At 33.1% G+C, this 24,804-nt stretch carries 27 protein-coding genes; 16 read left to right on the top strand and 11 right to left on the bottom strand.

The features are described from left to right. The first annotated feature begins 88 nt into the window (after positions 1-88). Genes ACE939_RS14830 through ACE939_RS14820 form a run of 3 tightly spaced genes read left to right on the top strand, consistent with a single transcriptional unit; the run spans position 89 to position 2,558 of the window. The gene (locus ACE939_RS14830; RefSeq protein ID WP_378186407.1) at positions 89-982 is read left to right on the top strand and encodes a sterol desaturase family protein; all 894 of its coding nucleotides are present in this window, start codon (positions 89-91) and stop codon (positions 980-982) included. Between the two features lie 17 nt (positions 983-999). Then, positions 1,000-1,803, top strand: coding sequence for a DUF547 domain-containing protein (locus ACE939_RS14825; RefSeq protein ID WP_378186404.1), 804 nt, complete (start codon positions 1,000-1,002; stop codon positions 1,801-1,803). A 32-nt stretch (positions 1,804-1,835) separates the two neighbouring features. Beyond that, on the top strand, positions 1,836-2,558 hold the full coding sequence (locus tag ACE939_RS14820; protein WP_378186403.1) for a TIGR04283 family arsenosugar biosynthesis glycosyltransferase: 723 nt from the start codon (positions 1,836-1,838) through the stop codon (positions 2,556-2,558). A gap of 173 nt (positions 2,559-2,731) precedes the next feature. Here ACE939_RS14820 and ACE939_RS14815 read toward each other — a convergent pair whose 3' ends face one another. Beyond that, complete coding sequence (locus ACE939_RS14815) at positions 2,732-3,310, bottom strand: hypothetical protein (RefSeq protein ID WP_378186401.1); 579 nt, start codon at positions 3,308-3,310, stop codon at positions 2,732-2,734. 36 nt (positions 3,311-3,346) lie between these two features. Next, a complete protein-coding gene (locus ACE939_RS14810) occupies positions 3,347-3,499 on the bottom strand; it encodes a YqaE/Pmp3 family membrane protein (RefSeq protein WP_378186399.1) in 153 nt (50 codons plus the stop codon). 318 nt (positions 3,500-3,817) lie between these two features. Between ACE939_RS14810 and ACE939_RS14805 the strand changes: the two genes are divergently transcribed. The 6 genes from ACE939_RS14805 to ACE939_RS14780 all read left to right on the top strand — a co-directional run bounded on the left by ACE939_RS14805 (position 3,818) and on the right by ACE939_RS14780 (position 11,276). Next, positions 3,818-5,119, top strand: coding sequence for an NAD(P)/FAD-dependent oxidoreductase (locus ACE939_RS14805; RefSeq protein WP_378186398.1), 1,302 nt, complete (start codon positions 3,818-3,820; stop codon positions 5,117-5,119). Positions 5,120-5,158: 39 nt separating this feature from the next. Further along, entirely contained in the window at positions 5,159-6,757 is a 1,599-nt protein-coding gene (locus tag ACE939_RS14800) for a 4Fe-4S binding protein (RefSeq protein ID WP_378186396.1), read from the top strand. Positions 6,758-6,876: 119 nt separating this feature from the next. Continuing rightward, positions 6,877-7,569 carry a glycosyltransferase family 2 protein gene (locus ACE939_RS14795; protein WP_378186393.1) on the top strand — a complete coding sequence of 231 codons (693 nt, stop codon included), beginning with the start codon at positions 6,877-6,879 and terminating at the stop codon, positions 7,567-7,569. Next, positions 7,569-9,041, top strand: coding sequence for a cellulose synthase family protein (locus tag ACE939_RS14790; protein WP_378186391.1), 1,473 nt, complete (start codon positions 7,569-7,571; stop codon positions 9,039-9,041). Before ACE939_RS14795 ends, ACE939_RS14790 begins: the two co-directional genes overlap by 1 nt. After that, the gene (locus ACE939_RS14785) at positions 9,038-10,420 is read left to right on the top strand and encodes a mannosyltransferase (protein WP_378186390.1); all 1,383 of its coding nucleotides are present in this window, start codon (positions 9,038-9,040) and stop codon (positions 10,418-10,420) included. Before ACE939_RS14790 ends, ACE939_RS14785 begins: the two co-directional genes overlap by 4 nt. Then, the gene (locus ACE939_RS14780; protein WP_378186388.1) at positions 10,410-11,276 is read left to right on the top strand and encodes an alpha/beta hydrolase; all 867 of its coding nucleotides are present in this window, start codon (positions 10,410-10,412) and stop codon (positions 11,274-11,276) included. Before ACE939_RS14785 ends, ACE939_RS14780 begins: the two co-directional genes overlap by 11 nt. Here ACE939_RS14780 and ACE939_RS14775 read toward each other — a convergent pair. The 4 genes from ACE939_RS14775 to ACE939_RS14760 all read right to left on the bottom strand — a co-directional run bounded on the left by ACE939_RS14775 (position 11,257) and on the right by ACE939_RS14760 (position 15,260). Continuing rightward, a complete protein-coding gene (locus tag ACE939_RS14775) occupies positions 11,257-12,096 on the bottom strand; it encodes a pseudouridine synthase (protein ID WP_378186387.1) in 840 nt (279 codons plus the stop codon). The two genes, ACE939_RS14780 and ACE939_RS14775, sit on opposite strands and share 20 nt — an antisense overlap. A gap of 182 nt (positions 12,097-12,278) precedes the next feature. Further along, positions 12,279-13,184, bottom strand: coding sequence for a geranylgeranylglycerol-phosphate geranylgeranyltransferase (locus ACE939_RS14770; RefSeq protein WP_378186386.1), 906 nt, complete (start codon positions 13,182-13,184; stop codon positions 12,279-12,281). Positions 13,185-13,195: 11 nt separating this feature from the next. Beyond that, complete coding sequence (locus ACE939_RS14765; protein ID WP_378186385.1) at positions 13,196-14,131, bottom strand: mevalonate kinase; 936 nt, start codon at positions 14,129-14,131, stop codon at positions 13,196-13,198. Between the two features lie 43 nt (positions 14,132-14,174). Next, on the bottom strand, positions 14,175-15,260 hold the full coding sequence (locus tag ACE939_RS14760) for a diphosphomevalonate/mevalonate 3,5-bisphosphate decarboxylase family protein (protein WP_378186384.1): 1,086 nt from the start codon (positions 15,258-15,260) through the stop codon (positions 14,175-14,177). Positions 15,261-15,359: 99 nt separating this feature from the next. On the opposite strand from ACE939_RS14760, the gene ACE939_RS14755 reads away from it, so the two are divergent. Both ACE939_RS14755 and ACE939_RS14750 read left to right on the top strand, forming a co-directional pair. After that, entirely contained in the window at positions 15,360-15,833 is a 474-nt protein-coding gene (locus ACE939_RS14755; protein ID WP_378186383.1) for a TspO/MBR family protein, read from the top strand. 21 nt (positions 15,834-15,854) lie between these two features. Then, on the top strand, positions 15,855-16,412 hold the full coding sequence (locus tag ACE939_RS14750) for a TetR/AcrR family transcriptional regulator (RefSeq protein ID WP_378186382.1): 558 nt from the start codon (positions 15,855-15,857) through the stop codon (positions 16,410-16,412). A gap of 30 nt (positions 16,413-16,442) precedes the next feature. Here the strand turns inward: ACE939_RS14750 and ACE939_RS14745 are convergent, their stop codons facing one another. Together ACE939_RS14745 and ACE939_RS14740 are read right to left on the bottom strand one after the other, a co-directional pair. After that, positions 16,443-17,669 carry an NAD(P)/FAD-dependent oxidoreductase gene (locus ACE939_RS14745; protein ID WP_378186381.1) on the bottom strand — a complete coding sequence of 409 codons (1,227 nt, stop codon included), beginning with the start codon at positions 17,667-17,669 and terminating at the stop codon, positions 16,443-16,445. Positions 17,670-17,723: 54 nt separating this feature from the next. After that, complete coding sequence (locus ACE939_RS14740) at positions 17,724-18,902, bottom strand: acyl-CoA dehydrogenase family protein (protein WP_378186380.1); 1,179 nt, start codon at positions 18,900-18,902, stop codon at positions 17,724-17,726. 382 nt (positions 18,903-19,284) lie between these two features. Here ACE939_RS14740 and ACE939_RS14735 point away from each other — a divergent pair, with 382 nt between their 5' ends. Then, positions 19,285-19,587 carry a hypothetical protein gene (locus ACE939_RS14735; protein ID WP_378186378.1) on the top strand — a complete coding sequence of 101 codons (303 nt, stop codon included), beginning with the start codon at positions 19,285-19,287 and terminating at the stop codon, positions 19,585-19,587. A 567-nt stretch (positions 19,588-20,154) separates the two neighbouring features. Next, on the top strand, positions 20,155-20,463 hold the full coding sequence (locus tag ACE939_RS14730) for a hypothetical protein (RefSeq protein ID WP_378186376.1): 309 nt from the start codon (positions 20,155-20,157) through the stop codon (positions 20,461-20,463). Between the two features lie 88 nt (positions 20,464-20,551). On the opposite strand, the gene ACE939_RS14725 is transcribed toward ACE939_RS14730, so the two are convergent. From ACE939_RS14725 to ACE939_RS14715, 3 genes are read right to left on the bottom strand one after another with little or no spacing between them, the layout of a single operon-like run. Then, positions 20,552-21,208, bottom strand: coding sequence for a tRNA1(Val) (adenine(37)-N6)-methyltransferase (locus tag ACE939_RS14725; protein WP_378186374.1), 657 nt, complete (start codon positions 21,206-21,208; stop codon positions 20,552-20,554). A gap of 58 nt (positions 21,209-21,266) precedes the next feature. After that, positions 21,267-21,794 carry a ribosome maturation factor RimM gene (gene rimM, locus ACE939_RS14720; protein WP_378186373.1) on the bottom strand — a complete coding sequence of 176 codons (528 nt, stop codon included), beginning with the start codon at positions 21,792-21,794 and terminating at the stop codon, positions 21,267-21,269. A 14-nt stretch (positions 21,795-21,808) separates the two neighbouring features. Beyond that, a complete protein-coding gene (locus ACE939_RS14715; protein WP_378186371.1) occupies positions 21,809-22,339 on the bottom strand; it encodes a 30S ribosomal protein S16 in 531 nt (176 codons plus the stop codon). A gap of 326 nt (positions 22,340-22,665) precedes the next feature. Here ACE939_RS14715 and ACE939_RS14710 point away from each other — a divergent pair, with 326 nt between their 5' ends. From ACE939_RS14710 to ACE939_RS14700, 3 genes are all read left to right on the top strand, one after another. Further along, a complete protein-coding gene (locus tag ACE939_RS14710) occupies positions 22,666-23,517 on the top strand; it encodes a DUF6252 family protein (protein ID WP_378186369.1) in 852 nt (283 codons plus the stop codon). Positions 23,518-23,726: 209 nt separating this feature from the next. Continuing rightward, positions 23,727-24,176, top strand: coding sequence for a PA2169 family four-helix-bundle protein (locus ACE939_RS14705; protein ID WP_378186367.1), 450 nt, complete (start codon positions 23,727-23,729; stop codon positions 24,174-24,176). 61 nt (positions 24,177-24,237) lie between these two features. Beyond that, the gene (locus ACE939_RS14700) at positions 24,238-24,690 is read left to right on the top strand and encodes a PA2169 family four-helix-bundle protein (protein ID WP_378186366.1); all 453 of its coding nucleotides are present in this window, start codon (positions 24,238-24,240) and stop codon (positions 24,688-24,690) included. Positions 24,691-24,804: the final 114 nt, after the last annotated feature.

Here is a 24,804-nt window from a genome sequence, read left to right as displayed (position 1 = left end):
ACTTTATCAATTACCTGTGTAACTGTTAGTTTTATGTTGTTATTACGACTATAGTAGCATATTTGAATAAATTGTACTAGCTCAGTATATGAAAAAATATTTTCAAATCATTAGCGATTCCTATACTGGATACTGGAACTATCTAGTCAAAGAGATTTCGTTTCAAAGCGAATGGTCCAACTATTTTTATGGACTCATCCTCTTGTCACTGTGTGTCTGGATACTTGAGATTGTTTTTCCATGGCGAAAAAATCAATCAAAATTCCGTGAAGGTTTTTGGTTAGATGCTTTTTACATGTTTTTTAATTTCTTTTTACTTAATTTAATCGTATTTATTGCATTGTCTAATGTTGCTGAGCATTTTTTTAATACGTTTTTGAATGTTTTTAATCTTAAAATCTCAGATTTTCAGATTTTTGATGTAGATGTTTTGCCTAGATTTTTAGGATTGTTACTATTTTTTTTAATCACCGATTTTGTGCAATGGAACACACACCGCTTATTGCATAAAATACCAGTTTTGTGGAATTTTCATAAAGTTCATCATTCTATAAAAGAAATGGGTTTTGCTGGTCATCTTAGATACCATTGGATGGAACCTGTTATTTACAAATCTCTACTTTACATTCCCATAGCTGTGATTGGTGGGTTCGATGCACAAGATGTAGCAATAGTACATTTTTTTGCATTGGCTATAGGACACATTAATCATGCAAATTTGGGATGGGATTATGGTGTTATGAAATATATTTTGAATAATCCTAAAATGCATATATGGCATCATGCCAAAAAACTCCCTGAAGATAAATTAGTGGGTGTTAATTTTGGTATTTCTCTTAGTCTGTGGGATTATTTATTTAAAACGAATTATATACCAACCAATGGACGTGACATTGAATTAGGTTTTGATGGGGATGAAAAATTTCCTAAAAATTTTTTGGCTCAAGAATTGCACCCATTTAAAGAAACAAATTATAATTGAACATAAAATATACTCATATGAAGGTAGTGTTTAAACGCTCGATGCTGTTACTCCTGCTATTGGTTAGCACTGGTAACTACTCATTATTCTCAGCACCCATAGAAATAATAAAGCAAGATCATTGTAATACAATTGACGCTGAGATATTATGTGAAAATAAAATTAATGATGCTAGTAAAATTGATCATAGTTCTTGGGATAGGATCTTAAAAATTTATGTGTACCCAAATGGCGATGTCAACTATAAAGGACTCAAAAAAAATCGAGTAATCTTACAAAGGTATTTAGAGTATTTATCAAGAATGAATCCTAATAAAAATTGGTCAAAACAAGAGCTTTTGGCATTTTATATTAATTTATATAATGCGTATACTATTGATTTAATTGTTGAAAATTATCCAGTTAGTAGTATTAAAGACATTAGAGGAGCTTGGACCAAGGATATAGTTCCCTTAGGGAATAAAATGCTTTCTTTAAGTAAAATAGAGCATGAGATTTTGCGTAAAATGAATGAACCCAGAATTCATTTTGCTATTAATTGTGCTTCGGTTTCTTGTCCAAAACTTCTAAATGAAGCTTTTACAGCTAGTAAAATAAATAAACAACTAGATAAAGCTACTAGAGAGTTTATAAATAGTGATAAAAATATAATAACGGCAAATTCTTTACAGTTGTCATCAATCTTTGATTGGTATAAAAAAGATTATTTAATAAATGGTAATAGATCAATTATTGATTTTATCAATCCCTATACAACTGTACCCATTAGTACTACTGCAAAGATTAGATTTTTAAAATATAACTGGAGCCTAAATGAGTAATCTATCAAACTTGTTTACAGGCATATTGGATAATGATTAGTATTCTCGTCCCAGTTTTTAATGAAGAAAACACAATCGAATTGCTATTAAAGCATCTCGACACGGTTTCGGGTCCAGTGGTCGAGGAACTTTTATTGATTGATGGTGGAAGTCATGATCACACTATCGAAAAAATAAAAAACTATAGTAACAAACGTATAATAACAAATGATTCGACTTCTTTTCCGATAAAAATTTTGACATCAAAAAAAGGAAGAGCTTCCCAAATGAATTTTGGGGCTCAACATGCCAAGGCTGAAATTTTATATTTTTTGCACGCAGATAGTTTTCCTCCAACTCATTTTGACACCGCTATCGCTTCCTTTATTTCTAATGGTAAAAAAGCGGGCTGTTTTAGAATGAAGTTTGATGATAGCCACTGGTGGTTACGCCTAATGTCTTGGTTTACAAAAATAAATCATAGAGCTTGCAGAGGTGGAGATCAAAGTCTGTTTGTTTGTAAAAAACTGTTCAATAACATTGGTGGATTTGACGAAAACTACATCATATTTGAAGACAATGATTTTATTGGTAAGTTATATGATCAGAAAATGTTTGCAGTAATTCCCGAGTGGATTATAACTTCAGCCAGACGTTATCATAAACACGGTATTTGGCGCTTGCAATATTATTATCTAGCTATGTATCTTAAACGATGGTTAGGTGCCAGTGGTAGCGAGCTATATGATTACTATAAAGAAAAGATATCTAAGTAATTTTATAGTTAAAACACATTGTAATACCAATCTTCAGATAACAATTCAACTTATATTTTTTCTTAACACCTATGGTAATTACTATACTCTGGCGTGAACTTTTGTAGATAAAAAAATGGCTCTCAGAAAAATCTGAGAGCCAAAAAGTAATCTACAATAAACCATTAACTATACTATCGCTTATAGATTACCTTTGCATTTTTAATTCGATCATTAAAATCATTCATCGTTTTAACGTATGTATACTGTCCGTTAAAGGTTCTATCTGGACGCTCACCTACAATGATATGTTTGATATCCAAATCAGGCGCGTTGATTTCAATTTGATCTTGTATACGCATTGTTTTGTTTCCTAAATCAGTTTCCAAAGCTTCTAATGTAGAAATCACATACAATCTTTTACCGTCTGCTCTAATTTCTTGAATTTCCAGATCATGTTCTTTCCCCGAAACTTCAGTTTCAACTACGATACTCATTTCCTCTTTCTCACCCTCGTTAGGCATATCTAGATCGATATAAGGAACTTCTACTTCCTCTTCTTCCATAACAATAACTACTTTGGGTACCTTGATAGTTTTTGTTTTAGTACCCACATTTACATCTGCCCAATCTACTTCAAAAGATGGTAGTTGTCCTTTTTCTGTATCTATATCAACATCTACTTCTGGTAGTTTTGCTTCTTTTTTTTGATTTACATCACAGCTAATTAATGCAATACTTGCTATAGCTAGGATAAATAATTGTTTTTTCATAAAATTTTATTTTTGATTAGTTACTTAAAATTGATATTAATCATTTACTATAAACGCATGAATAACTCCAGGTAGCCACCCTATTAAGGTTAATAATACACTGATTAAAAAAGTCATTCCTAATCCATGTTTTAAAAACACGGCTAATGGAGGTAGTAAAATATTTAATATAATGGTTACTAAAGACATACGATAATAATTTTGATTTGTTATGCTACAAAACTACTACCCTAATTTTCAAAACAGCGTTAAGATTAATTCAATTGATAAATGTTTAACGCTACATAACTTTTATGTTAATTTTTTGACTATTAAATAGCGTACTGAGAATTAAATTATATATTTATTAACTATTTATAAAGTTTCAGCCTCTGCTATGTAACTTAATTAACCAAAATAATTAGCATCTTTTGAAAAAAATGATGTTATAACTTTAAGTTCTAACAGTTGATTGCGACATATACGTTTGAGAAGCGTATTTTACTCCAAACCTAAATGCAAAATTTTATGGAACATATCGTAATACTAGGCAACGGAATTTCTGGTGTCACTGCAGCACGGCATATTAGAAAACTTTCGGATAAAAAGATTACTATAGTATCTTCTGAAACAGAATATTTTTTCTCTAGAACTGCCTTGATGTATGTTTATATGGGACATATGAAATTTGAACATACCCAGCCTTACGAAAACACATTCTGGAAGAAAAATAAAATCCAGCTTAAACATGGCTACGTTACTCAAATTCAAGATACCCAAAACACACTTCTTTTTGAAAATGGAGATTCTTTATCTTATGACACACTTATTATTGCTACCGGTTCAAAACCAAACAAATTTGGATGGCCTGGACAAGACGGTGAGGGTGTACTAGGGTTATATCATAAGCAAGACCTTGATACTTTAGAACAAATAGCACCTAATAATAAGGTTTGCAAGAGAGCTGTGATTGTTGGCGGTGGTTTAATTGGCATCGAACTCGCCGAAATGTTGAGATCCAGAGATATTCCCGTTACATTCTTGGTAAGAGAAAAAAGTTTTTGGGGGAGTGTATTGCCCGTTGGAGAGAGTATGATGATTAATCGACATATACAAAATCATCATATAGATTTACGTTTAAACACTAACCTTGATCAGATCTTACTTGACACTAATGGTGCTGTAAAGGGTGTAGTTATTAAAGAAACTCAGGAAGTTATTGAATGCTCGGTTGTAGGTCTAACCGCTGGAGTATCTCCTAACATTGACTTTTTAAAAAATAGCAACCTAGAAATGAACCGAGGTGTATTGGTAAACTCCTTTTTAACAACAAACATCTCTAATATTTTTGCCATAGGAGATTGTGCAGAACAGAGAGTGCCTATAGGTGATAGAAAGACGATAGAAGCTGTTTGGTATACTGGCAGGATGATGGGAGAAACTGTAGCGCAAACAATTTGTGGTAACCCCACCGAGTATCGACCAGGTCACTGGTTTAACAGCGCTAAATTCTTGGATATCGAATACCAAACCTACGGTTGGGTTTTTGCGAGACCAAGGCCCTTTGAAAAACATTTTCATTGGAAGCACCCTGATGACACCAAAGCTATTACTATTAACTATCACAAGGATACCTTACAATTTATAGGAATCAATACCTTTGGTATACGCATGCGCCATGAGGTTTTTGATCGCTGGCTTACCGATCAAAAAGATATTAACTACGTAATTGATAATCTCAAGGATGCTAATTTTGATCCTGAGTTTTATTCGCATCACGAACAAGAGATACAACAATCATTTTATACTTCGTCTAGCGTACACGTTTAATACATAATTAACCAACTTCTTAAGTTTTACTATTGTTTTATGGAACATATTGAACATAACATGTCACTTACTGGCGGAAACCCTCCCAAATCATTAACTACTTCGCAAAAATTTGCTGTGGTCTTAGGGTTGTTTGGAATAGGTGTTTTAATTTTAGCACTAGCAAACCATAACTTTCCAAACAAAGGTGTATGGTTGACAATTGCTTTAACGGCAATATCTAGCGGAATAATTTGGTTTTCTACAGCCGCTTATTCCAATACTTTGGAAGGTATTAAGAATGATGGCGTATGGTTTAAATCGATTTCGAGCCGCGGTGTTTGGGCTTGGATATTAGGCGTGATATTGACTGGATTTTATATCATTCTATATTTTTTCCCTCAATTCCTAGGTCTACAAAGCGAGGGAGATAATACTGGACTGATTCGCCTTTTTGACCCCTTAAGCAAACTGTTGAGTGGTAATCCTGCAAGTCAATGGTTCGTATATGGTACGCTTTATACCATTGCAATCCTTGCTTTTGGATTCAAATTTATATTAAAATACCGACATAATCGCTATGAAAAAATTAGAACTGTATCAGTTATGTTTTTCCAATTAGCCTTTGCCTTTTTAATTCCAGAATTTATGGCCAGATTAAACTCTGAGACCTTTTCTTTACCATATTATGATTTAAAAAACATATGGCCACTCAATTATTATAATTTTGAGCAATACCGTGTAGACAGCTTTATAAGCGCAGGAAGCGTGGGAACGGGATTATTAATTTTTGGACTCGTTTCTATTTTTATCATTACACCTATCCTTACATATAAATATGGTAAACGCTGGTATTGCAGTTGGGTATGTGGTTGTGGGGGACTTGCAGAGACTGCTGGAGATTCTTTTCGTCAACTAAGCGATAAAAGTCAAACCGCATGGAAAATCGAGCGTTGGTTAGTTCACAGTGTTGTCGTATTTGTAACATTAATGACCATTGCGGTGGTACATTCTTATCTTGGTGAGGATAGTAGCAAGTACTGGTTAACAAAACAATTGTTTTTAATTAGTGTAGGCGCACTTTTAACTCTAGTTTTTACTCTAGTTATGATTTTTAAGCGAAAAGAACTGGCCAAAGATGCGGTTTATGGTGCTATAGGATATTTCACCCTAGTCATTACATTACTCACACTACATTTTTTTGGCAACGAGGGAAATCTTTTTATAATTGGAGCAGAAAAATTACGATCTAGTTATGGTTTTATGATTGGTGCTATATTTTCTGGAGTAATCGGAACTGGATTCTATCCTATTTTGGGAAACCGAGTTTGGTGTCGTTTTGGTTGTCCCATGGCCGCTATCTTAGGTTTTCAACAACGGCTATTTTCAAAATTTAGAATAACTACAAACGGAGGACAGTGTATCTCTTGTGGTAATTGTTCTACATATTGTGAAATGGGTATCGATGTTAGAGCATATGCACAAAAAGGTGAAAACATTGTGCGCTCAAGTTGCGTGGGATGCGGTATATGCTCTGCTGTTTGTCCTAGAGGTGTTTTAAAACTAGAAAATGATACTATGAAAGGGCGTATCAATTCGCACGAAATTTTACTTGGAAATGATATTGATCTCATGAATTATGTACACCAAAGTCAGTAGTTTTTGATAAAAAAAAATTCAAAAATCAAAATCAGTGACTAGAATAAATATTAATTCCGATATTGCATCGTTAAAGTTTAATTTTTTACTTTAAAATTACTTATACGCTCATAGATACAATGAATTCGATTATAAAAGTTATTATTCCTGCCTTTAATGAAGAAAAAGCAATTGCACTGGTCATTAAAGATATACCAAAAATTGTTTCAGAAATCATTGTAGTAAGTAATAACTCTACAGACCATACCGAAAAAGTTGCTAAAAATGCTGGAGCTACGGTTTTGAGAGAGTCGCGTATGGGGTATGGGTATGCCTGTTTAAAAGGTATGGAATATATCCAAAATCAGGAGATCGCTCCTCATATCATCGTTTTCTTAGATGGTGATTATAGTGATTATCCTAGCTACTTGTCAGATATAGTTGCTCCTATTCTTGATCATGATATTGATTTTGTTATTGGTGCACGTACAAAAGAATTACGAGAAAAAGGAGCCATGACTACACCTCAAATATTTGGCAATTGGCTGGCTACAAGTCTTATGCACTTGTTTTTTGGAGCCAAATTCACAGATCTAGGCCCTTTTAGAGCTATCAAATACAGTAAGCTTTTGGCATTAGAAATGGAAGATAAAACTTATGGATGGACAGTTGAAATGCAACTGAAAGCTATTAAGAATAAATATACGTATACCGAGATCAAGGTGCCTTATAAAAACCGAATTGGAGTCTCAAAGGTTTCGGGAACGCTAAAAGGTGCTATATTTGCAGGCATTAAGATATTAAGTTGGATTTTTAAATACAGTTTTAAATAGTGGATATTGCCATTATCATAGTTTACACTTTTGCGTTAATCATCATTTTTTTGTATAGTTTAACGCAGCTCAACCTGCTTTTTAATTACATAAAATCGCAAAAGCAATTGGATGAATCTTTAGTTTTCGATTTTGAAAATTCACAAGAGATTCCTTTTGTTACCATACAGTTACCAGTTTATAACGAACTTTATGTTATGGAGCGGCTATTAGATAACATTGCTCTACTCGAATACCCAAGTGACAAACTCGAAATACAAGTTTTGGACGACTCAACAGACGAATCAGTGCAAAGTACAGCAACTCAAATAAAATTACTGCAAGCTACGGGTCTTGATATTAAGCATATTCGTAGAAAGAAGAGAAGTGGTTTTAAAGCAGGAGCACTTAAAGAAGGGTTAGCCATAGCAAAAGGAGAATTCATTGCTATTTTTGATGCAGATTTCCTTCCTGGCAAAAAATGGTTATTACAAACTATTCCTTTTTTCAAAGATCCAAAAATTGGGGTTGTACAAACTCGTTGGGGGCATATTAATAGAAACTATTCTATGCTAACCAAAATACAGGCGTTTGCACTTGATTTTCATTTTACGATGGAACAAGTAGGTAGAAATTACAACAATCATTTTATTAATTTTAATGGTACGGCTGGAGTTTGGAGAAAAGAATGTATCATCGATGCAGGTAATTGGCAAGGAGATACGCTAACCGAAGATTTGGACCTAAGTTATCGTGCCCAGATGAAACAATGGAAATTCAAATATCTGGAGAATGTAGAGACACCTGCCGAACTACCTATCATAATTAGTGCCGCGAGATCTCAGCAATTTAGATGGAACAAAGGAGCAGCCGAAAATTTCCAGAAGTTATTTTGGAAACTTCTTAAAGATAAAACAGTACCATTTAAAACAAAACTACATAGTTTTTTCCATTTGTTGAATAGTAGTTTGTTTCTGTTAGTATTGTTGGTCGCTATCTTGAGTGTTCCTATTCTCTATATTAAAAATAACAATCCTTTATTTAGTTGGTACTTTAATGTTATTGCATTTTTTGCACTTAGTACTGTAATATTTTTCTTTTGTTATTGGTATACTTTCAAAAGAATTCACGGTAAAGGCTTTTGGAACTTCGTAGAATATGTAAAGATGTTTTTTACATTTTTCTCTATAGCAATGGGCTTTTCTGTTCATAACTCTATGGCGGTTCTAGAAGGTCATTTAGGCAAAAAGAGTGAATTTATCAGAACTCCAAAATTTAACGTGAATGCTATAAAGAATAATCTAAAAGAGAATAAGTACATCAATAAAAACATCTCTGGTAATACGGTAATCGAAGCTTTTCTAATGGTCTATTTTGGATTTGCACTTTATAGCGCTTTTAAACTCCAAGATTTTGGCTTATTTCTGTTTCATAGTATGCTATTTCTAGGTTTTGGTTTTGTGTTTATAAAATCGATTACTTCAAAATTGTGATCCTAAATTTTGAAAAATATCGCAGCAGATCTACACTCTTTTTAATCTTCGCTATTCTGTTTTACCTAGTTTTTGCGTACTTACTAAAACGCACTGATTTTGTAACATTACTCCTTTTATGGTGTTCCTTATTTTTATTTAGCTACAAGATAGTAAACCTTAATAAAGATGATTTTATATTTTTAGGAAGCATCGGGATTCTTTTTAGACTTCTCTTTTTATTTGCTACCCCCAACTTATCTCAAGATTTTTATCGCTTTATTTGGGATGGCAGGCTTCTTATAGAAGGTTTTAATCCCTATTTAACTTTGCCAGCATCATGGATAGCGCAAGGCAATGTCCCTATTGCTCAAGCAGAGTTTCTTTATACTGGTATGGGAGCATTAAATGCAAGTCACTACACCAACTATCCTCCTATAAGTCAACTGTGCTACAGTATCGCTGCTTTGGTTGCAAATAAAAGTATCTTAGGAGCTACGGTAGTGCTGCGCTGCATTATTATCATGGCGGATATAGGAATTTTGTATTTCGGAAAAAAAATACTGAATCACTTGAAGTTACCAACACATCATATCTTTATATATTTTCTCAACCCTTTTATAATTATTGAGTTGACAGGAAATCTACATTTTGAAGCAGTTATGATATTTTTCTTAGCTTGGGCATTTTATCTATTCACAAAAGAAAAATGGCAGTGGGCTGCAGTGGTTCTTGGGCTATCAATTTCTGTTAAATTAGTACCACTACTCTTGTTACCCCTATTCTTTCAATATTTTGTTCCATTTCGTATGAGTAAAACGTATAAGGTTTTAAATATTTGGAGACTGCTTTTATTTTATACTATTACCGTTACTGTAGCCATTTTAACCTTCATTCCTTTTATAAGTATTGATTTTATCAATAATTTCACAAGTACAATCGCTTTATGGTTCCAAAGTTTTGAATTTAATGCGAGCTTCTATTATATAATAAGATGGTTAGGGTATCAAATAGTCGGTTGGAACATTATAGGAACCGTAGGTAAAATTCTTCCTGTTATTTCTATTATAGGAATTTTGAGCTTGAGTTTTCTAAGAAAAAATATTACAACACCTCAATTAATTACAGCCATGTTATTTGCTATCTGCTTTTATTTGTGCTTGTCAACAACTGTTCATCCTTGGTATTTAACCACTCCGTTGTTTTTATCAATCTTCACCATATACCGATTTGTCTTTGTATGGACATTAACGGTGGTTTTAAGTTATAGTGCTTATGCCGAAATTAATTTTAGTGAAAATTTAGCTCTGGTGGCTTTAGAGTATTTACTTGTTATGGGTATATTTATCTTTGAAATTTTTCAAAATAAAAAATTAAAAGGTATACGCTTTGAGAATTAATTTGAAGAAGATAGGACGGCGTATTTTACGAACTATTTTAGGGATCTCCTTGCTTATTTTGGGTGCCTATATTTTTTTATACTTTAGACAGGAACGATTTTTTTTCAACCCTAAACTATTAGATAAATCTTACCAATATAAATTTTCACAACCATTTGAAGAGATTGATATTAAGGTTACCGATGAGATAGAGCTAAATGCGTTACTTTTTAAAACTCAACAGCCTTCTAAAGGTGTAATTTTATATTTTCATGGCAACGCAGGAGCAATTCACGATTGGGGAAAAAGAGCTTCACTCTATACCGATAATAGCTATGATATCTTATTTGTTGATTATCGTGGATATGGTAAAAGTGATGGGTTTTATTCTAAAGAAGAGCAATTATACAACGATGCTCAAAAGGTTTATAACTATGTGAAAACAAGATATGACGAATCTCGTATTATAGTTCTTGGATTCTCACTAGGTACCGGATTTGCCGCATATACAGCTTCTACAAACAAACCCAAGCTTTTAATTCTAGAAGCTCCCTACTATGCCTGGAATTCATTTATTGCGAGTATAGCCCCAGTACCTCAATTATTGATAAATTATAAAATCCCATCCTATAAGTTTTTATCAAAGGTTACTTGCCCTATTTATATATTTCATGGTACAAAAGACTTTTTAATTAATCCAGAGGAAAATTCAAAAAAGCTTAAAGCACTTTACCCCGATAAGATTAATCATGTTATGATTGAAGGAGCTGGCCATAATGGGATTTATATCACCAAACAATATTATGACGCACTCAAAAATATTTTAGCATCAACGGCAGATACCTCTGCTGTTAAAACTACATCATTCGCAGATTAATAACCTCTTGCTCCGTTAGGATTCTCCAGTGACCTCTTGGTAAGTCTTTTTTGGTAAGACCCGCGTAAATGACTCTATCTAGTTTTACCAAATCATAACCTAAATGTTCAAATAATTTATGTACAATTCCATTTTTTGAAGATTGTAACTGGATTCCTATTTCATTTTTAGAAGCTCCGTCTATATATGAGATGTCATCTACTGTGATAAAACCTTCTTTTAATTTAATACCTTCTTTTATTTTGGTAAGGTCCTCAAATTTTAAGTTACGACTTAATTCAACATGATATATTTTGCGTACACCTACTTTATGATCTATTAATTTTTTCTCTATATCTACATCGTTTGTAAATAAAAGTAATCCTGTAGTGTTGCGATCCAAACGACCAACAGGTTTTAAAACAGATTTAGATGCATTAGATACCAAATCCATCACCGTTCTAGTCTTTTCTGTACTATTTGTAGTTACAAAGCCTTTGGGTTTATTAAGAAGAACGTATTCTTTTTTATAAGGTGTAATTAATCTACCATCAAATTTGACTTCATCGGTAAGTTTTACCTTATATCCCATTTCGGTAATTGGCTTCCCATTTACCCATACACTCCCTGTTTGTATATATAAATCGGCTTCTCTGCGCGAGCAAACACCAGAATTTGCTACAAATTTGTTTAAGCGCATCTCATCAGAAACTTTGATTATACGCTTAACTGGTTCTTTTTTACGTATTGGCGCATTGCCTCTTGCGTAAGATTTTTCTCTAGATTTTCCACCTTGTCTCCCACTTTTGCTTCCCTTATTGGAATTATCTCCACGACTCATATCTGAAATTTTGCACAAAGATAGCTTATTCCCTCTTTATAAGGCAACTATTCTTTGTCTAGATAAACTATGATTTTTCTTATTGTAATAATTTAAAAAAGAATAGTACTTACAAATATGAACATAGCATACATATCATCAAGTTCTATTTTAACATTTTACTATCAACGTGATTATAAGTCTTAACAGAACTTACTTATTATAATTTCTATATCTAATAGAATAATATTAAAAACTCCAAGAACTATAATAAATTTCATTGCATTATGTAACCACACATAATGCTTTTGTGATATAGAAAACCAAATACCAATTAAGAAAAAAGATAGTATCACTAATACGATATTAAAATAAAAGCCCATATAACCAATATCATATTGGGTTAATAAAAGATATATAGGAAAAATGCATGCTAACACTAAGCTTGTAATTATAACTTTTGAAATGCGCTCACCATATATAATTGGAAGCGTATGATAGTCTTGAGCCATATCCCCTTTTAATGTACTTAGATCCTTGACCATTTCTCGAATTATCAATAAAAGAAATAAAAAAGAAGCATGTACGAAGATCACACGATCAAAATTTTTGTAATAAACAAAAATTACAAAAAAGGGAATCATTGAAAGTAGAGCGGCTACGATATTACCAAAAAAAGGAATCTTTTTTAATTTGTGTGAGTATATCCAAATTCCGAAAATATAGCTTGAAAAAAATAAAACTGCTTTAAAAGAAACATAGCTTGCTAAAACGACCGACAAAAAATTAAGTATAAAATATCCTGTCAATTTTGTGCGCTGGCTCACAAGTCGATCCAACATACTTTTTTGTGGACGATTAATTAAATCCTTTTCACGGTCATAAAAATTATTGATAATATAACCCGAAGCAATAACAACTGAAGAAGCAACAATTAAAACGAATAATTTAGCATCAAATACTATTTGACCAATAGGAATATGCGGGGCAAGAATAAAAATTGATGTTAGATACTGAGCGATAACAATAATCAAAATGTTATATCCTCTAACAATAGAAAACAAACTCAATAGCTTTAATAAAAAGAGTTTGTTCTTTCTAGACAGCATGAACACTGCGTTTAAAAATTGTAAACTACCTCTAACTTATAATCTTTCAAAGCTGCTTGAGCGCTATCAAAGTCTTCTGTAAAACCTAAGATATAACCACCTCCACCAGAACCACAAAGCTTTAAATAGTAAGCATTTGTATCAATTCCCTTTTTCCATAGAGCATGAAATTGTTGAGGTATCATTGGCTTGAAATTATCTAATACAACATTAGATAATTTTTTAATATTCATAAAAAGAGATTTTACATCTCCCTTTAAAAAATCATCAACACAATCATCGGTATGCTTTACAAATTGCGTTTTGAGCATATTTCTAAACCCCTCTTGCTTCATGTTTTCCATAAATATACTAACCATCGGTGCGGTTTCACCAACAATGCCGCTATCTAATAAAAAAACGGCCCCCTTTTTCTGTTCTGTACTTTGAGAAGGTATCCCAGCGGCTTCAATATTGTCTTTTGAATGTATAAGGATTGGTAAACTTAAATAACTATTTAAAGGATCTAGACCAGAACTTTTACCATGGAAAAACGATTCCATAACTGCAAAAATATCTTTTAGCTGTAGCAGCTTATCCCGAGTTAGATTTTCGAGAATAGTGATTTTATTAATAGCATATTTATCATATATAGCTGCTACCAAAGCGCCACTACTTCCTACACCATATCCCTGCGGTATACTACTGTCAAAATACATACCTGCATCAATATCACTAAATAATGACTCTAAATCAAATGATACAGATGAAGTCCCTTCAATTTTTTGAAGATACTTAGCAAAATTGTTCAAATATTTGTTTGACTCTATTGCTTGATTTGATGGGTTTTCTGAAACCTTTAATGCTCCTTTATAAAAATTATAGGGAATACTAAGACCTTTTGAGTCCTTAATAATACCATATTCTCCGAAAAGAAGAATTTTAGAATAAAATAATGGTCCTTTCATCCGTTACTTATGCTTTCTGTTTGTCATCTTAATAGTGTTAAAGTTACACTATTTTGGCGCCTAATCCAAGTTTATCGCAAATATACTGCCCTTTATCACAATACACAACTAACTCATTCTTAATGAAATTGTAAATTTCATCTTTTTCATTTTCTGGAAATAACAAATGTACATTCGCACCAGCATCTAATGTAAAGCACAACTTAGAACCCGTTGCGTTACGATAATTCCAAACTTTTTGAAGCACTAACAACGTATTAGGTTTCATTAAAATAAAATAGGGTAATGAGGTCATCATCATGGCATGTAAAGTCAATGCCTCGCTTTCGACTAGCGTTATAAAGCGATCTAAATCGCCTGTTTTTAAAATTTCTATTAGTGTGTCAATGTTATTATGCGCTTGTTCAAAACGCTTTTGTGCAAAGGGATGATTATGCATAAGATTATGCCCTACAGTGCTACTAACTTGTTTTTCACCTTTATCAATTAACAAAATTACATCTTGATAGGAATTAAATTTTTTATGCACTTTAAATGGAACACTAATCGCAAAATCATCTGAGCTCTCTGATATTGATTGGTGTTTACCCCACATTGTGACTGGCCCCTCAATACTGCGACAGGCACTACCAGAACCAAGTCTAGCCAAAAATGAAGCTTTTTTTAATAGAAAAGCAGCAGATAATTCTTGATTTATTTCTTTTTCTAATTGCACTAATGCAAATGCCAAAGCACTCATACCACTAGCAGAAGATGCAATACCACTGCTATGCGGAAACGTATTTTGAGTATCGATAAATAACTTATACTGCTCCAAAAATGGCATGTAAGGTAAAATTCTCTGGAAAAAAGAAGCAATTTTTGGTCTAAATTCGGGTTTTTCTTGACCTTCAAACAACAATTCAAAATTTACAGATTGTTGAGCTTGATCTAGTTTAATATACCGCACAACTGTTTTGGTAACGCAATTTGATAAAGTAAAACTTATTGAAGGGTTCTCTGGTAATTGCACATCTCGTTTACCCCAATATTTAACTAAAGCTATATTACTGGGAGACGAACAAGTAATGGATCCTTGAGTTGGTAAATTTTTATAAACCAACGAGACGAATTCGGAATGATTATTCATTAGAAATAATAATTTTGACAAAGATAAGTGCTTAGTCCAATTTTATCGTAGAGGTACTGAAAATAAATTCCTATTTTAGTACCTGACTAAGGTGAGATTATGAAGAAAAAGCTTATTCGTATCAGTATTGCTGTTTGTATCTGCCTGGCTATTGGTATATTAAGCGGTATCGTTACGCAATCTGGCATGAGCACTTGGTATCCCGCCTTAATCAAACCAGCCTTCACTCCGCCAAAATGGGTGTTTGGTCCAGTATGGATTATCTTGTATTGCCTAATGGGAATAGCTGCAGGTATAGTTTGGAGCCGTGGTTTTTATCACAAATGGGTAAAAGTTGCGTTGTATCACTTTGGCTTTCAATTACTATTAAATGCAGCCTGGTCTATACTATTTTTTGGTTTACGAAGCCCCATATTAGCATTTTTGGATATAACTGCCCTGTTTATCCTCGTTCTTTTTACCATCAAGTGGTTCAAAGTTGTAAATAAAATCGCCGCTTACCTACTTATTCCTTACGCTGTATGGATTGCATTTGCTGCAATCTTAAACTATAGCATATGGCAACTAAATTAATATTTGAATAAGGAAAAACAGATGAGTAAAAAAGCAATCGTTTTGCAAACCACTTTGGAGTTAATAACTACTCAAGGTATAAATGCCACTTCATTATCGCAGATTATTAAAGAATCTGGCGTTGCTAATGGCACTGTATACCACCATTTTAAAAATAAAGAAGAGATCATAACAGAACTCTATTTAATGCTTACTCAAGATTTTGGTACTGTCGTGATGAGAAATACAGAACAAGGCGATTACAAAAAACAATTCTGGACCATGTGGATGAATTTATTCCATTATTTTGTAAATAACCCCTTGGCTTTTATTTTTTCAGAACAAATCGCCAGATCTCCAGAAATTCCTCAATCACTTAAAGATCGAGCCAGAAAATACTATGGTGACATTGAACTCTATTTTAGAAACGGAATTAAAGACAAAGTATTCAAGCCTTATAATACTATGGTAATGGAGGAATTATTTTTTGGCAATGTTGTCTCAATAGTGAAGATCAATGAAAATGAAAAGGTAACCTTACAAGAAAAACATTTGCAACAGGCAATTGAAATATCTTGGAGAGGTCTGATAAAAGAGTAATTATAAGATCTTCGATTAATATTTTATTTGCTAAAGTTCTCCTAAAGATTTTTTAGCTAACGTATTGGCTGCAATATATCCACTCGTCCAAGCATTTTGAAAATTAAAACCTCCTGTAATTGCATCAATATTTAAGACTTCGCCAACAAAGAATAAATTTTTTTGAACTTTACTCTCAAATGTTTTAAAATTTATTTCTTGCAGAACTATACCGCCTGCAGTTACAAATTCATCTTTAAAAGTGCTTTTGCCATCAATCTTAAATTCTGTACTAGTAAGTTGCGTCACTAATGTTTTTAATTGCTCTTTAGTAAGATCAGCCCATCTGGTTTGTTCACTAATTCCTGATGCAACTACCAAGGAACGCCACAAGCGTTTTGGCAAATCAAACTGTGCATACTTGTATATATATTGTTTGCTATGCTGAAGTTTAGTTTTTTGCAACTCTGCTAGTGCTTGATTATAGGTTTGTTCACATAACCAATTTATCTCTATTTCAAATTTATAATTTCTAGTATGTAATTCTATTGCCCCCCAAGCTGATAACTTAAGAATCGCTGGACCACTTAGCCCCCAATGTGTAATCAACACTGGGCCTTCTGATCTAAGTTTAGAACCACGTAATTTTATAGCTGCAGTAGTAGCTACACCTGGTAAATCTACAATTCGCTTATCTTTACTATTAAAAGTAAATAAAGAAGGTACAGGAGCTATGGTTTTATGGAATTGCTGCTCGAGAAATGTCCATATTTTTGGATTACTACCCGTGGCTACAACCAAGTAGCTAGCTTTAAATAATCCTTTGGATGTAGTTACCCTCCAAGAACCTTGTGATTTTTCAAAGCTCTTGACAGAATGGTTTGTTTTTATCTCGATAGCATATGACTTTGCTTCACTGAGAAAACAATTAATTATAGACTCCGAAGTATTTGAAACAGGAAACACCCTTCCATCTTCTTCTATTTTTAAAGGTACTCCACGTTCTTCAAACCATGCCATTGTATCTCCAGTCATAAATGTATGAAATGGTCCTTTAAGTTCTTTTTCACCACGAGGGTAATTTCTTGCCAAATCGTTAGGAATAAATTCGGCATGCGTAACATTACAGCGACCACCACCAGAGATCCTAACCTTTGACAACACTTCTTTACCACGTTCTAGAATAGCGATTTTGAGATTTGGATTTTTTTGAACAGCATTGATTGCTGTAAAAAACCCTGCTGCACCACCACCGACTACGATTACATCATAAACCATTGTGCAAAATTAGTTAAAACCAAAAGTTATCCAAGCAGTAAATAAAAGATTACGCTAAGAAAAAGCAGCTATCCCTGTTATATCCATACCTGTTATTAATAAATGGATATCATGTGTTCCTTCATATGTAATTACGCTCTCTAGATTCATCATATGGCGCATAATACTATATTCGCCCGTTATACCCATGCCTCCTAATATTTGTCTTGCTTCTCTAGCTATTTTGATAGCCATTTCAACATTGTTTCTTTTGGCCATGGATATTTGTGCAGAAGTAGCTTTACCCTCATCTCGCAAAACACCCAATCGCCAAGCTAACAGTTGTGCTTTGGTGATTTCGGTTATCATCTCGGCTAATTTTTTTTGCTGTAATTGCGTGCCTCCTATAGGCTTACCAAATTGAATACGCTCTTTGGCATACCGCAAGGCTGTATCATAACAATCCATAGCCGCTCCAATGGCTCCCCATGCTATTCCAAATCGTGCAGAATCCAAACATCCAAGAGGTGCGCCAAGCCCACTCTTACCAGGCAATAAATTTGTTTTAGGAACTTTCACATTATCAAAAATAAGCTCTCCAGTTGCAGAGGCTCGCAGAGACCATTTATTATGTGTTTCGGGAGTCGTAAATCCCTCCATCCCGCGTTCGACAATTAATCCATGAATTCTCCCGGATTGATCTTTTGCCCAAACTACAGCTATATCTGCAAAAGGTGCATTTGATATCCAAAGTTTTGCTCCATTAAGAACATAATGATCACTTTCTTCTCTAAAATTAGTCGTCATACCACCTGGGTTGGATCCGTGATCTGGTTCTGTAAGTCCAAAACACCCCATAAACTCACCAGAAGCTAATTTTGGTAAATATTTTTTACGTTGCTCTTCTGTACCATATTTAAAAATTGGATACATCACAAGTGATGATTGAACAGATGCGGTAGATCGTACACCAGAGTCACCTCTTTCTATTTCTTGCATTATTAACCCATAACTAATTTGGTCCATTCCAGCACCTCCATACTCTTGTGGAATGTATGGCCCAAAAGCTCCAATATCAGCTAAACCTTTAATTATTTGCTTGGGAAATTGAGCCTGCTGTGCATACTTCTCTATAATTGGAGAAATTTCACGTTTTACCCAATTGCGTGCAGCATCACGAACCATCTTATGCTCATCACTTAATAAATCATCTATTTGATAGTAATCTGGGGCTTGAAATAAATCTGGTTTCATTCTTAAAAAAGGATTGGTGATATAGCATCATTATCTGATGCTAACAAATGTAATTAAAGCTACTGGAGAACACAATTTTTTAACTATCAATAAAATATAGAGAATTGAGGATTATACACACATTTTTATGATAAATGACAAGCAAAATTTTAAAAATTTAAACAAAATTTCAATAATAGAATATTTAATGAGGAAAAAATCCTCAGCTTCCTACAAAAATCTACACTTTAGTACAGCATTCTTATCATAAAAAAATAATTTTTAAGATGTAAGATGCTAATTATCATTGTTTTAAATCCATTCATGCAAAATAACTGTATGGCATAATTATTACTATTATTAATATAATTGAATTTGAATATAAATTTAAAAAAGTATAAAGATGAAAAATTTATTTGTGTTACCAGTATTAGCATTAACCTTAACAATAGGAACTGTAACTGCTCAGGATTTGGCTATGAGTGATGCTTCAGAAATTACGCTACAGGATAAATATGTAGAATTAGCAGTTGAAAACTTACCACAACCCGTTTTGGATGCTGTTGCAAATGATTATGAAGGAGCAACTATTAGTAAAGCAGCAGCAAAAGAAGATGCATCAGAGTTCAAGCTTGAACTTTCTCAAGAAGATGGAGAAACAATGAATGTATACATTGATGCTGAAGGAAATTGGATTGCAGAATAATTTTGCACTCCTAAACCATGGAGTAAGTCTTTATCAATAAAGGCCATCCAAAAAAATTAGTTATGAGAAAAAAGAGACTGTCGCAAAATGGCGGTCTCTTTTGTTATATAGCAACATTGTACCATACAGTAGATCTACCTTATGCAACTTCATAATTTATTATCACAAAGCATTGCAATATTTATTTTTTGCCAATCAGTAACACATAATTGAATTACTTATAAAGGATAAAATTCAGAAATACCTCGTTGCTTTAAAATAATCATATCAATAAATAGCAATTGTAAAATGTACCGATAGAAAAAATTGTTCAATAAATATACGTCTGGAATAGGTGCTATTTAGAAATCATACTAATTATCTATTTAACATATGTAGGAAAAAATCCTCACTTTTGTAATACTTTCTACACAATGTCTACATAAAAATAATATAATAAAAAACTACTGCACAATAAAGTACTGAAAAATAATTAATTACCTTGCAAACAGAACCCATATAAACTTTGGCACAATTATTACATTATCTATAACGTTAATAATTAAACTTAATTAAAAATTTATAACCATGAAAAAATTATTTGTAATACCAGTAGCTGTAATAGCTTTTACTTTTGGAAATCAGTCTATGAATGCAAAGGATCTTACTTCGGATACTACGATCGAAGTTAGCACTTTACAAGAAAAATATACTGATGTGGCTGTAGAAAATTTACCACAAGCTGTAATAGATGCGGTTGCTAAAGATTATGCTGGAGCAACAATTAGTAAAGCTGCTGCAAATAAAGATGCTAGTAATTTTAAATTAGAATTGGCTAAAGAAAACGGTGAAAGTATGGAATTAGTGATTGATGCTAAAGGAAACTGGGCTTCATAGTTTAGAAATAGAAAAGAGTAAACTTTTTGCTTAAGCAAAAAATTATACACAAAAAAAGAGTATTTTAATTAATACTCTTTTTTTGTACTTATAAATAGAAATCTCTAGTTAACTCAAGGTACTCTGGAGTATAGACATGACGAGAAATCTCTATATACATTTCCTTAAAATCGCAAGTTACTTTTTTTCTGCCAAACAGTATCATGCTACGTTTTAAGGGAGAGGTTGCCGCACCTCTCACGCGAGTTATTTTTTCTGGAAACAAAGAATATCGCTTTGCCAAACTTACTATCAGATCTTCTTGCACATAAGGCAGAATCATAGCAAATCGACCCTGGGCCGAAAGGAGTTGGGAAACTCCGTATATTAAATGCTCAAACGGAAGAGCATCTTCAAACCTTGCCACACTGCGCTGTTGATTTTCTGACTTTACGTTTTCTTTAAAGAAAGGTGGATTACTAACAATCAGGTCATACGTATCATCCTCAAATTCATTAAAAAACTCTTGAAAAGATGCATGATAGCAAAATAACCGATCTCCCCAAGGAGAATTTTCAAAATTTTCTATCGCTTGCTCGTAAGCGTCAGAATCGATTTCGAGAGCGTCAACAACTTCTGCATTTGAGCGCTGAGCTAGCATTAAAGCAATCACGCCTGTACCTGTACCAATATCTAATATTGAATTTTCGGTTGTAGTTAAGGGAATCCATGAACCCAATAATACAGCGTCTGTGCCAATCTTCATTGCACAACGATCTTGAGCTATCGTAAATTGTTTGAATTTAAAAGGAGTAGACAAGGGATTAAGATAAATAAAGTTCTATAAGGCCTTCGGGTGCTGTAATTAAAATTTGTTTATTATCCCGATCAAGCTTAGTAATGAATTCATCATTCATAGGTATTAAAATCTCAACACCCTTATTATCGATTTCAAATAAGGCTTGAGCTGTAGTATCATTTATGCTTTTAATAGTACCAACTATTCCATAACTGGTGTCTACTACTGTAAATCCAATAACCTCGTGGTAGTAAAATCGATCTCCATCCAATTTGGGTAATAATGTTAACGGGAGATAAAGATCAGCCTTCATAAGATCGTCTGCTTCTTCTTCAGAAGAGACATCTTCAAAACGTATTCTGAGTAAGTCACTTTTGTGAAGGGAACATTTTTCAATAAAATATGGAACCAGATTGTTGTTATAATCAACAAAAACTGATTCCATATTTAAATAGCTTTCGGGTTCATCGGTGTCTAATTTTGCCAACACTTCACCCTTAAAACTGAATTTACTTACGATTCTTCCTAGATAGAAGCATTCTTCTTTCTTCATCGTTAGTGGATCAACTACTCTTCTTCGTTAGTTGTTTCTTCAGTTACTTCTTCAGATGCAGTAGCAGCTTCAGATTCTGCTTTTGCAGCAGCTTCCGCTTCAGCAGCAGCAGCCTCACGCTTTGCATTCACTTCTTTTTCAGCAGCTAATGCTTTAGCTTTTTCATCTTGTTCTTTCTTAGCGAGTTCAGATTTTTTAGCATCAACACTACCATCTTTTTCAGACAACCATGCTTGGAATTTCTCCTCGGCCTGCTCTTCTGTTAAAGCTCCTTTCTTAACTCCACCAGCAAGGTGATTTTTTAACAAAGCTCCTTTATAAGACAAAATTGCTTTTGCCGTATCACTTGGTTGTGCTCCATTTTGTAACCATTTAACCGCTCCATCTACATCCAACTCAATTGTTGCTGGATTGGTATTTGGATTGTAAATTCCTAATTTGTCTAAGAATTTACCATCTCTTTTTGATCTTGCATCGGCTGCAACGATCCAGTAAAAAGGCTTCCCTTTTTTACCATGTCTCTGTAATCTAATTTTAACAGGCATAAAAATTAATTTTTGGGTACACGACCCGGATTATAATTAAAGGCTGCAAAGATAATTTTTTTTTCATTTACATAAGACTTTTTTCTATTTATTTAATAATGAGCGATTTTATACCATAAGAAATTACTCGTAATCTTTTTCAATAATTCTTACGAAAGTTTTAAAACACCGCATAATTAGTGTTTTTAATCGGATAAATAATAACTTAATCGATGAAATTAAATAAATTTTAATCTAAACACTTGTTTACTTGATCATTATAACATATGTTTGTAGTCTGTAATCAAATTACGGTTTAACCGTAAAAACTTAAAGCCAAAAACTGTATGATTAAAAAAATTACTTTTCTATTAATATGCTTTTCTCTACTCTCGCTCTCATGTACTAATGATATAGAGGTAAATACACCAGCATTACAGGTAGCGATTGATGGGCAACTATTTAATTCTACCATAAAGGAAGCAAAGTTACTTGATGACGGCACCATTTTGATTTATGGCAGCAGTGAGAAACAGTCTTTGCAAATCACATTACCATCTTCATCGATTGGAGATTATAAACTTGATGACCAAATTCGCGAAGAGGTGGCGTATTATTATGATTCGCGAAAGTTTATAAGTAAAACGGGGGAGTCATCGGGGATAGCAAAAATTACAAATAGAACCGATAATACGATCTCTGGTACTTTTAATTTTACTAATTTAAAAGATAGACATGGTAACACTATTTCTTTTCAAAATGGATGGTTTTATCGAATACCTCTTGTACCTGGCACTGTAGAAACACTTATAACTACCCCCGAGGAAGCTTTGATTAATCCGTGCTTACTTAATGCTTCGATGACTGCTCTTGTAAATACAGAGGAATTTATTGGAGATACACACGAGGCAACTGTAATCGGTGTAGAGGATGCTTCAATTCGAATTACATCTGTAAACGATAATGAAACTATTGAAATTTTACTACCCTTTAAGGTTACATCTGGTCAATACACACTTTCAGGATTTGGACAATATAGTGCTACTTACAGCTTACACAAAGATAAATCTGCTGCTCAAACAGGCACTTTAAAAATACTTGCTCATGACACTTCTGTAAAATGCATTAGTGGTTCATTTTCTTTTACCACTCGTAGTCAGCACAATATTAAAGAAGGAACATTCGATTTCGGATATTAACCCCAAGTACATATCTATATCGCGAAAGCGCTTTACGTAACCGTAAGGCGCTTTTTTAATTAACATATTTAACAACAACTAACACAAAGGTTTGTTAATCTAAGTTAATATCTCACAAACCTTGTTAATTAGCTTGACAACAGCGTTTTCTAACAATATCTTTATAGTAAACAAACATGAAATATTAATTCATTTTAAAAAATATAACTATGAAATATTCAGAAAAAGTAGCCAATCAACTTAATGAACTATTGGAAAAAAATTATGACGCAGAAAAGGGGTATAAAACTGCTGCAGAGAATGTAAAAAATAACGATCTAAAAGCCTATTTTAATAACAGAGCTCAAGAACGTTATAATTTTGGGCATGAAATTAAGAATGAAATTAAATCATTTGGTGAAACACCAGACAAAGGTACTAGTATCAAGGGAGACTTACATCGTACTTGGATGAATATAAAATCAGCATTATCTGCAAATAGTGAAGAATCGATTTTGGAAGAAACTATTCGCGGAGAAAAAGCTGCAGCCGAAGAGTATAATGAAGTTTTAAAAGAAACTTCACTACCCCTATCTACATCCACCATTTTAAAAAATCATCGAGATAACATCTCTAATGCTTTGAACGATGTAAAACGTTTTGAGTCGACATTTTCTTAAAAACTAAGTTTATAAGCAGAGCCCGAAAAATTCGGGCTTTTTTTCACCTAAAAAATAAATCATGAGTTTTAAAAAAGAAATATCAGATAAATTAAACACTTTATTACAGAATAATATAAACTCGGTAGAAGGTTACGAAAAAGCAGCTTCTAATACAAAGAGCGTTGAATTAAAGGCTTTTTTTAGAAACAGAATAGAGCAACGTTCTAATTTTGTAGATGAATTACGTAAAGAAATTTTACGTTATGGCCAAATCCCAGAAGATGACACAAGTTTTAGCGCAGACCTTCACCGCGCATGGATTGACATTAAAGCTTTTTTCTCAAGTGATGACGAAAAAATCATTCTAGAAGAATGCATCCGAGGAGACGAAAAGGCACTGGAGGACTATCAAGAACTTTTACAACAAAAAGATTTACCACCAACCCTTGATACAATTTTTGTGAATCAGAAAAATGAAATTTTAAGTGCTATAAACAAGGATAAAATGTATCTACAAAGTTCATGTGTTTAAGACATGAATAAAACAAATCAAAAAAGGTCGATTTACTTAGTAAATCGACCTTTTTTAGTTGATAAGTATAAAATATTCTCGTCGTAAAGTATAGTATTTTGATTATTTTTGAAC

It is taken from the genome of Aquimarina rhodophyticola (assembly GCF_042434915.1).
GTDB lineage: Bacteria > Bacteroidota > Bacteroidia > Flavobacteriales > Flavobacteriaceae > Aquimarina.
This window is presented reverse-complemented; position numbering and strand designations above follow the sequence as displayed.

Bases quoted from the DNA above. Each gene is read 5' to 3' on its own strand.
- ACE939_RS14830 (WP_378186407.1), top strand. From the start codon at position 89: ATGAAAAAATATTTTCAAATCATTAGCGATTCCTATACTGGATACTGG.
- ACE939_RS14825 (WP_378186404.1), top strand. From the start codon at position 1,000: ATGAAGGTAGTGTTTAAACGCTCGATGCTGTTACTCCTGCTATTGGTT.
- ACE939_RS14820 (WP_378186403.1), top strand. From the start codon at position 1,836: ATGATTAGTATTCTCGTCCCAGTTTTTAATGAAGAAAACACAATCGAA.
- ACE939_RS14815 (WP_378186401.1), bottom strand. From the start codon at position 3,310: ATGAAAAAACAATTATTTATCCTAGCTATAGCAAGTATTGCATTAATT.
- ACE939_RS14810 (WP_378186399.1), bottom strand. From the start codon at position 3,499: ATGTCTTTAGTAACCATTATATTAAATATTTTACTACCTCCATTAGCC.
- ACE939_RS14805 (WP_378186398.1), top strand. From the start codon at position 3,818: ATGGAACATATCGTAATACTAGGCAACGGAATTTCTGGTGTCACTGCA.
- ACE939_RS14800 (WP_378186396.1), top strand. From the start codon at position 5,159: ATGGAACATATTGAACATAACATGTCACTTACTGGCGGAAACCCTCCC.
- ACE939_RS14795 (WP_378186393.1), top strand. From the start codon at position 6,877: ATGAATTCGATTATAAAAGTTATTATTCCTGCCTTTAATGAAGAAAAA.
- ACE939_RS14775 (WP_378186387.1), bottom strand. From the start codon at position 12,096: ATGAGTCGTGGAGATAATTCCAATAAGGGAAGCAAAAGTGGGAGACAA.
- ACE939_RS14770 (WP_378186386.1), bottom strand. From the start codon at position 13,184: ATGCTGTCTAGAAAGAACAAACTCTTTTTATTAAAGCTATTGAGTTTG.
- ACE939_RS14765 (WP_378186385.1), bottom strand. From the start codon at position 14,131: ATGAAAGGACCATTATTTTATTCTAAAATTCTTCTTTTCGGAGAATAT.
- ACE939_RS14760 (WP_378186384.1), bottom strand. From the start codon at position 15,260: ATGAATAATCATTCCGAATTCGTCTCGTTGGTTTATAAAAATTTACCA.
- ACE939_RS14755 (WP_378186383.1), top strand. From the start codon at position 15,360: ATGAAGAAAAAGCTTATTCGTATCAGTATTGCTGTTTGTATCTGCCTG.
- ACE939_RS14750 (WP_378186382.1), top strand. From the start codon at position 15,855: ATGAGTAAAAAAGCAATCGTTTTGCAAACCACTTTGGAGTTAATAACT.
- ACE939_RS14745 (WP_378186381.1), bottom strand. From the start codon at position 17,669: ATGGTTTATGATGTAATCGTAGTCGGTGGTGGTGCAGCAGGGTTTTTT.
- ACE939_RS14740 (WP_378186380.1), bottom strand. From the start codon at position 18,902: ATGAAACCAGATTTATTTCAAGCCCCAGATTACTATCAAATAGATGAT.
- ACE939_RS14735 (WP_378186378.1), top strand. From the start codon at position 19,285: ATGAAAAATTTATTTGTGTTACCAGTATTAGCATTAACCTTAACAATA.
- ACE939_RS14730 (WP_378186376.1), top strand. From the start codon at position 20,155: ATGAAAAAATTATTTGTAATACCAGTAGCTGTAATAGCTTTTACTTTT.
- ACE939_RS14725 (WP_378186374.1), bottom strand. From the start codon at position 21,208: ATGAAGATTGGCACAGACGCTGTATTATTGGGTTCATGGATTCCCTTA.
- rimM (WP_378186373.1), bottom strand. From the start codon at position 21,794: ATGAAGAAAGAAGAATGCTTCTATCTAGGAAGAATCGTAAGTAAATTC.
- ACE939_RS14715 (WP_378186371.1), bottom strand. From the start codon at position 22,339: ATGCCTGTTAAAATTAGATTACAGAGACATGGTAAAAAAGGGAAGCCT.
- ACE939_RS14710 (WP_378186369.1), top strand. From the start codon at position 22,666: ATGATTAAAAAAATTACTTTTCTATTAATATGCTTTTCTCTACTCTCG.
- ACE939_RS14705 (WP_378186367.1), top strand. From the start codon at position 23,727: ATGAAATATTCAGAAAAAGTAGCCAATCAACTTAATGAACTATTGGAA.
- ACE939_RS14700 (WP_378186366.1), top strand. From the start codon at position 24,238: ATGAGTTTTAAAAAAGAAATATCAGATAAATTAAACACTTTATTACAG.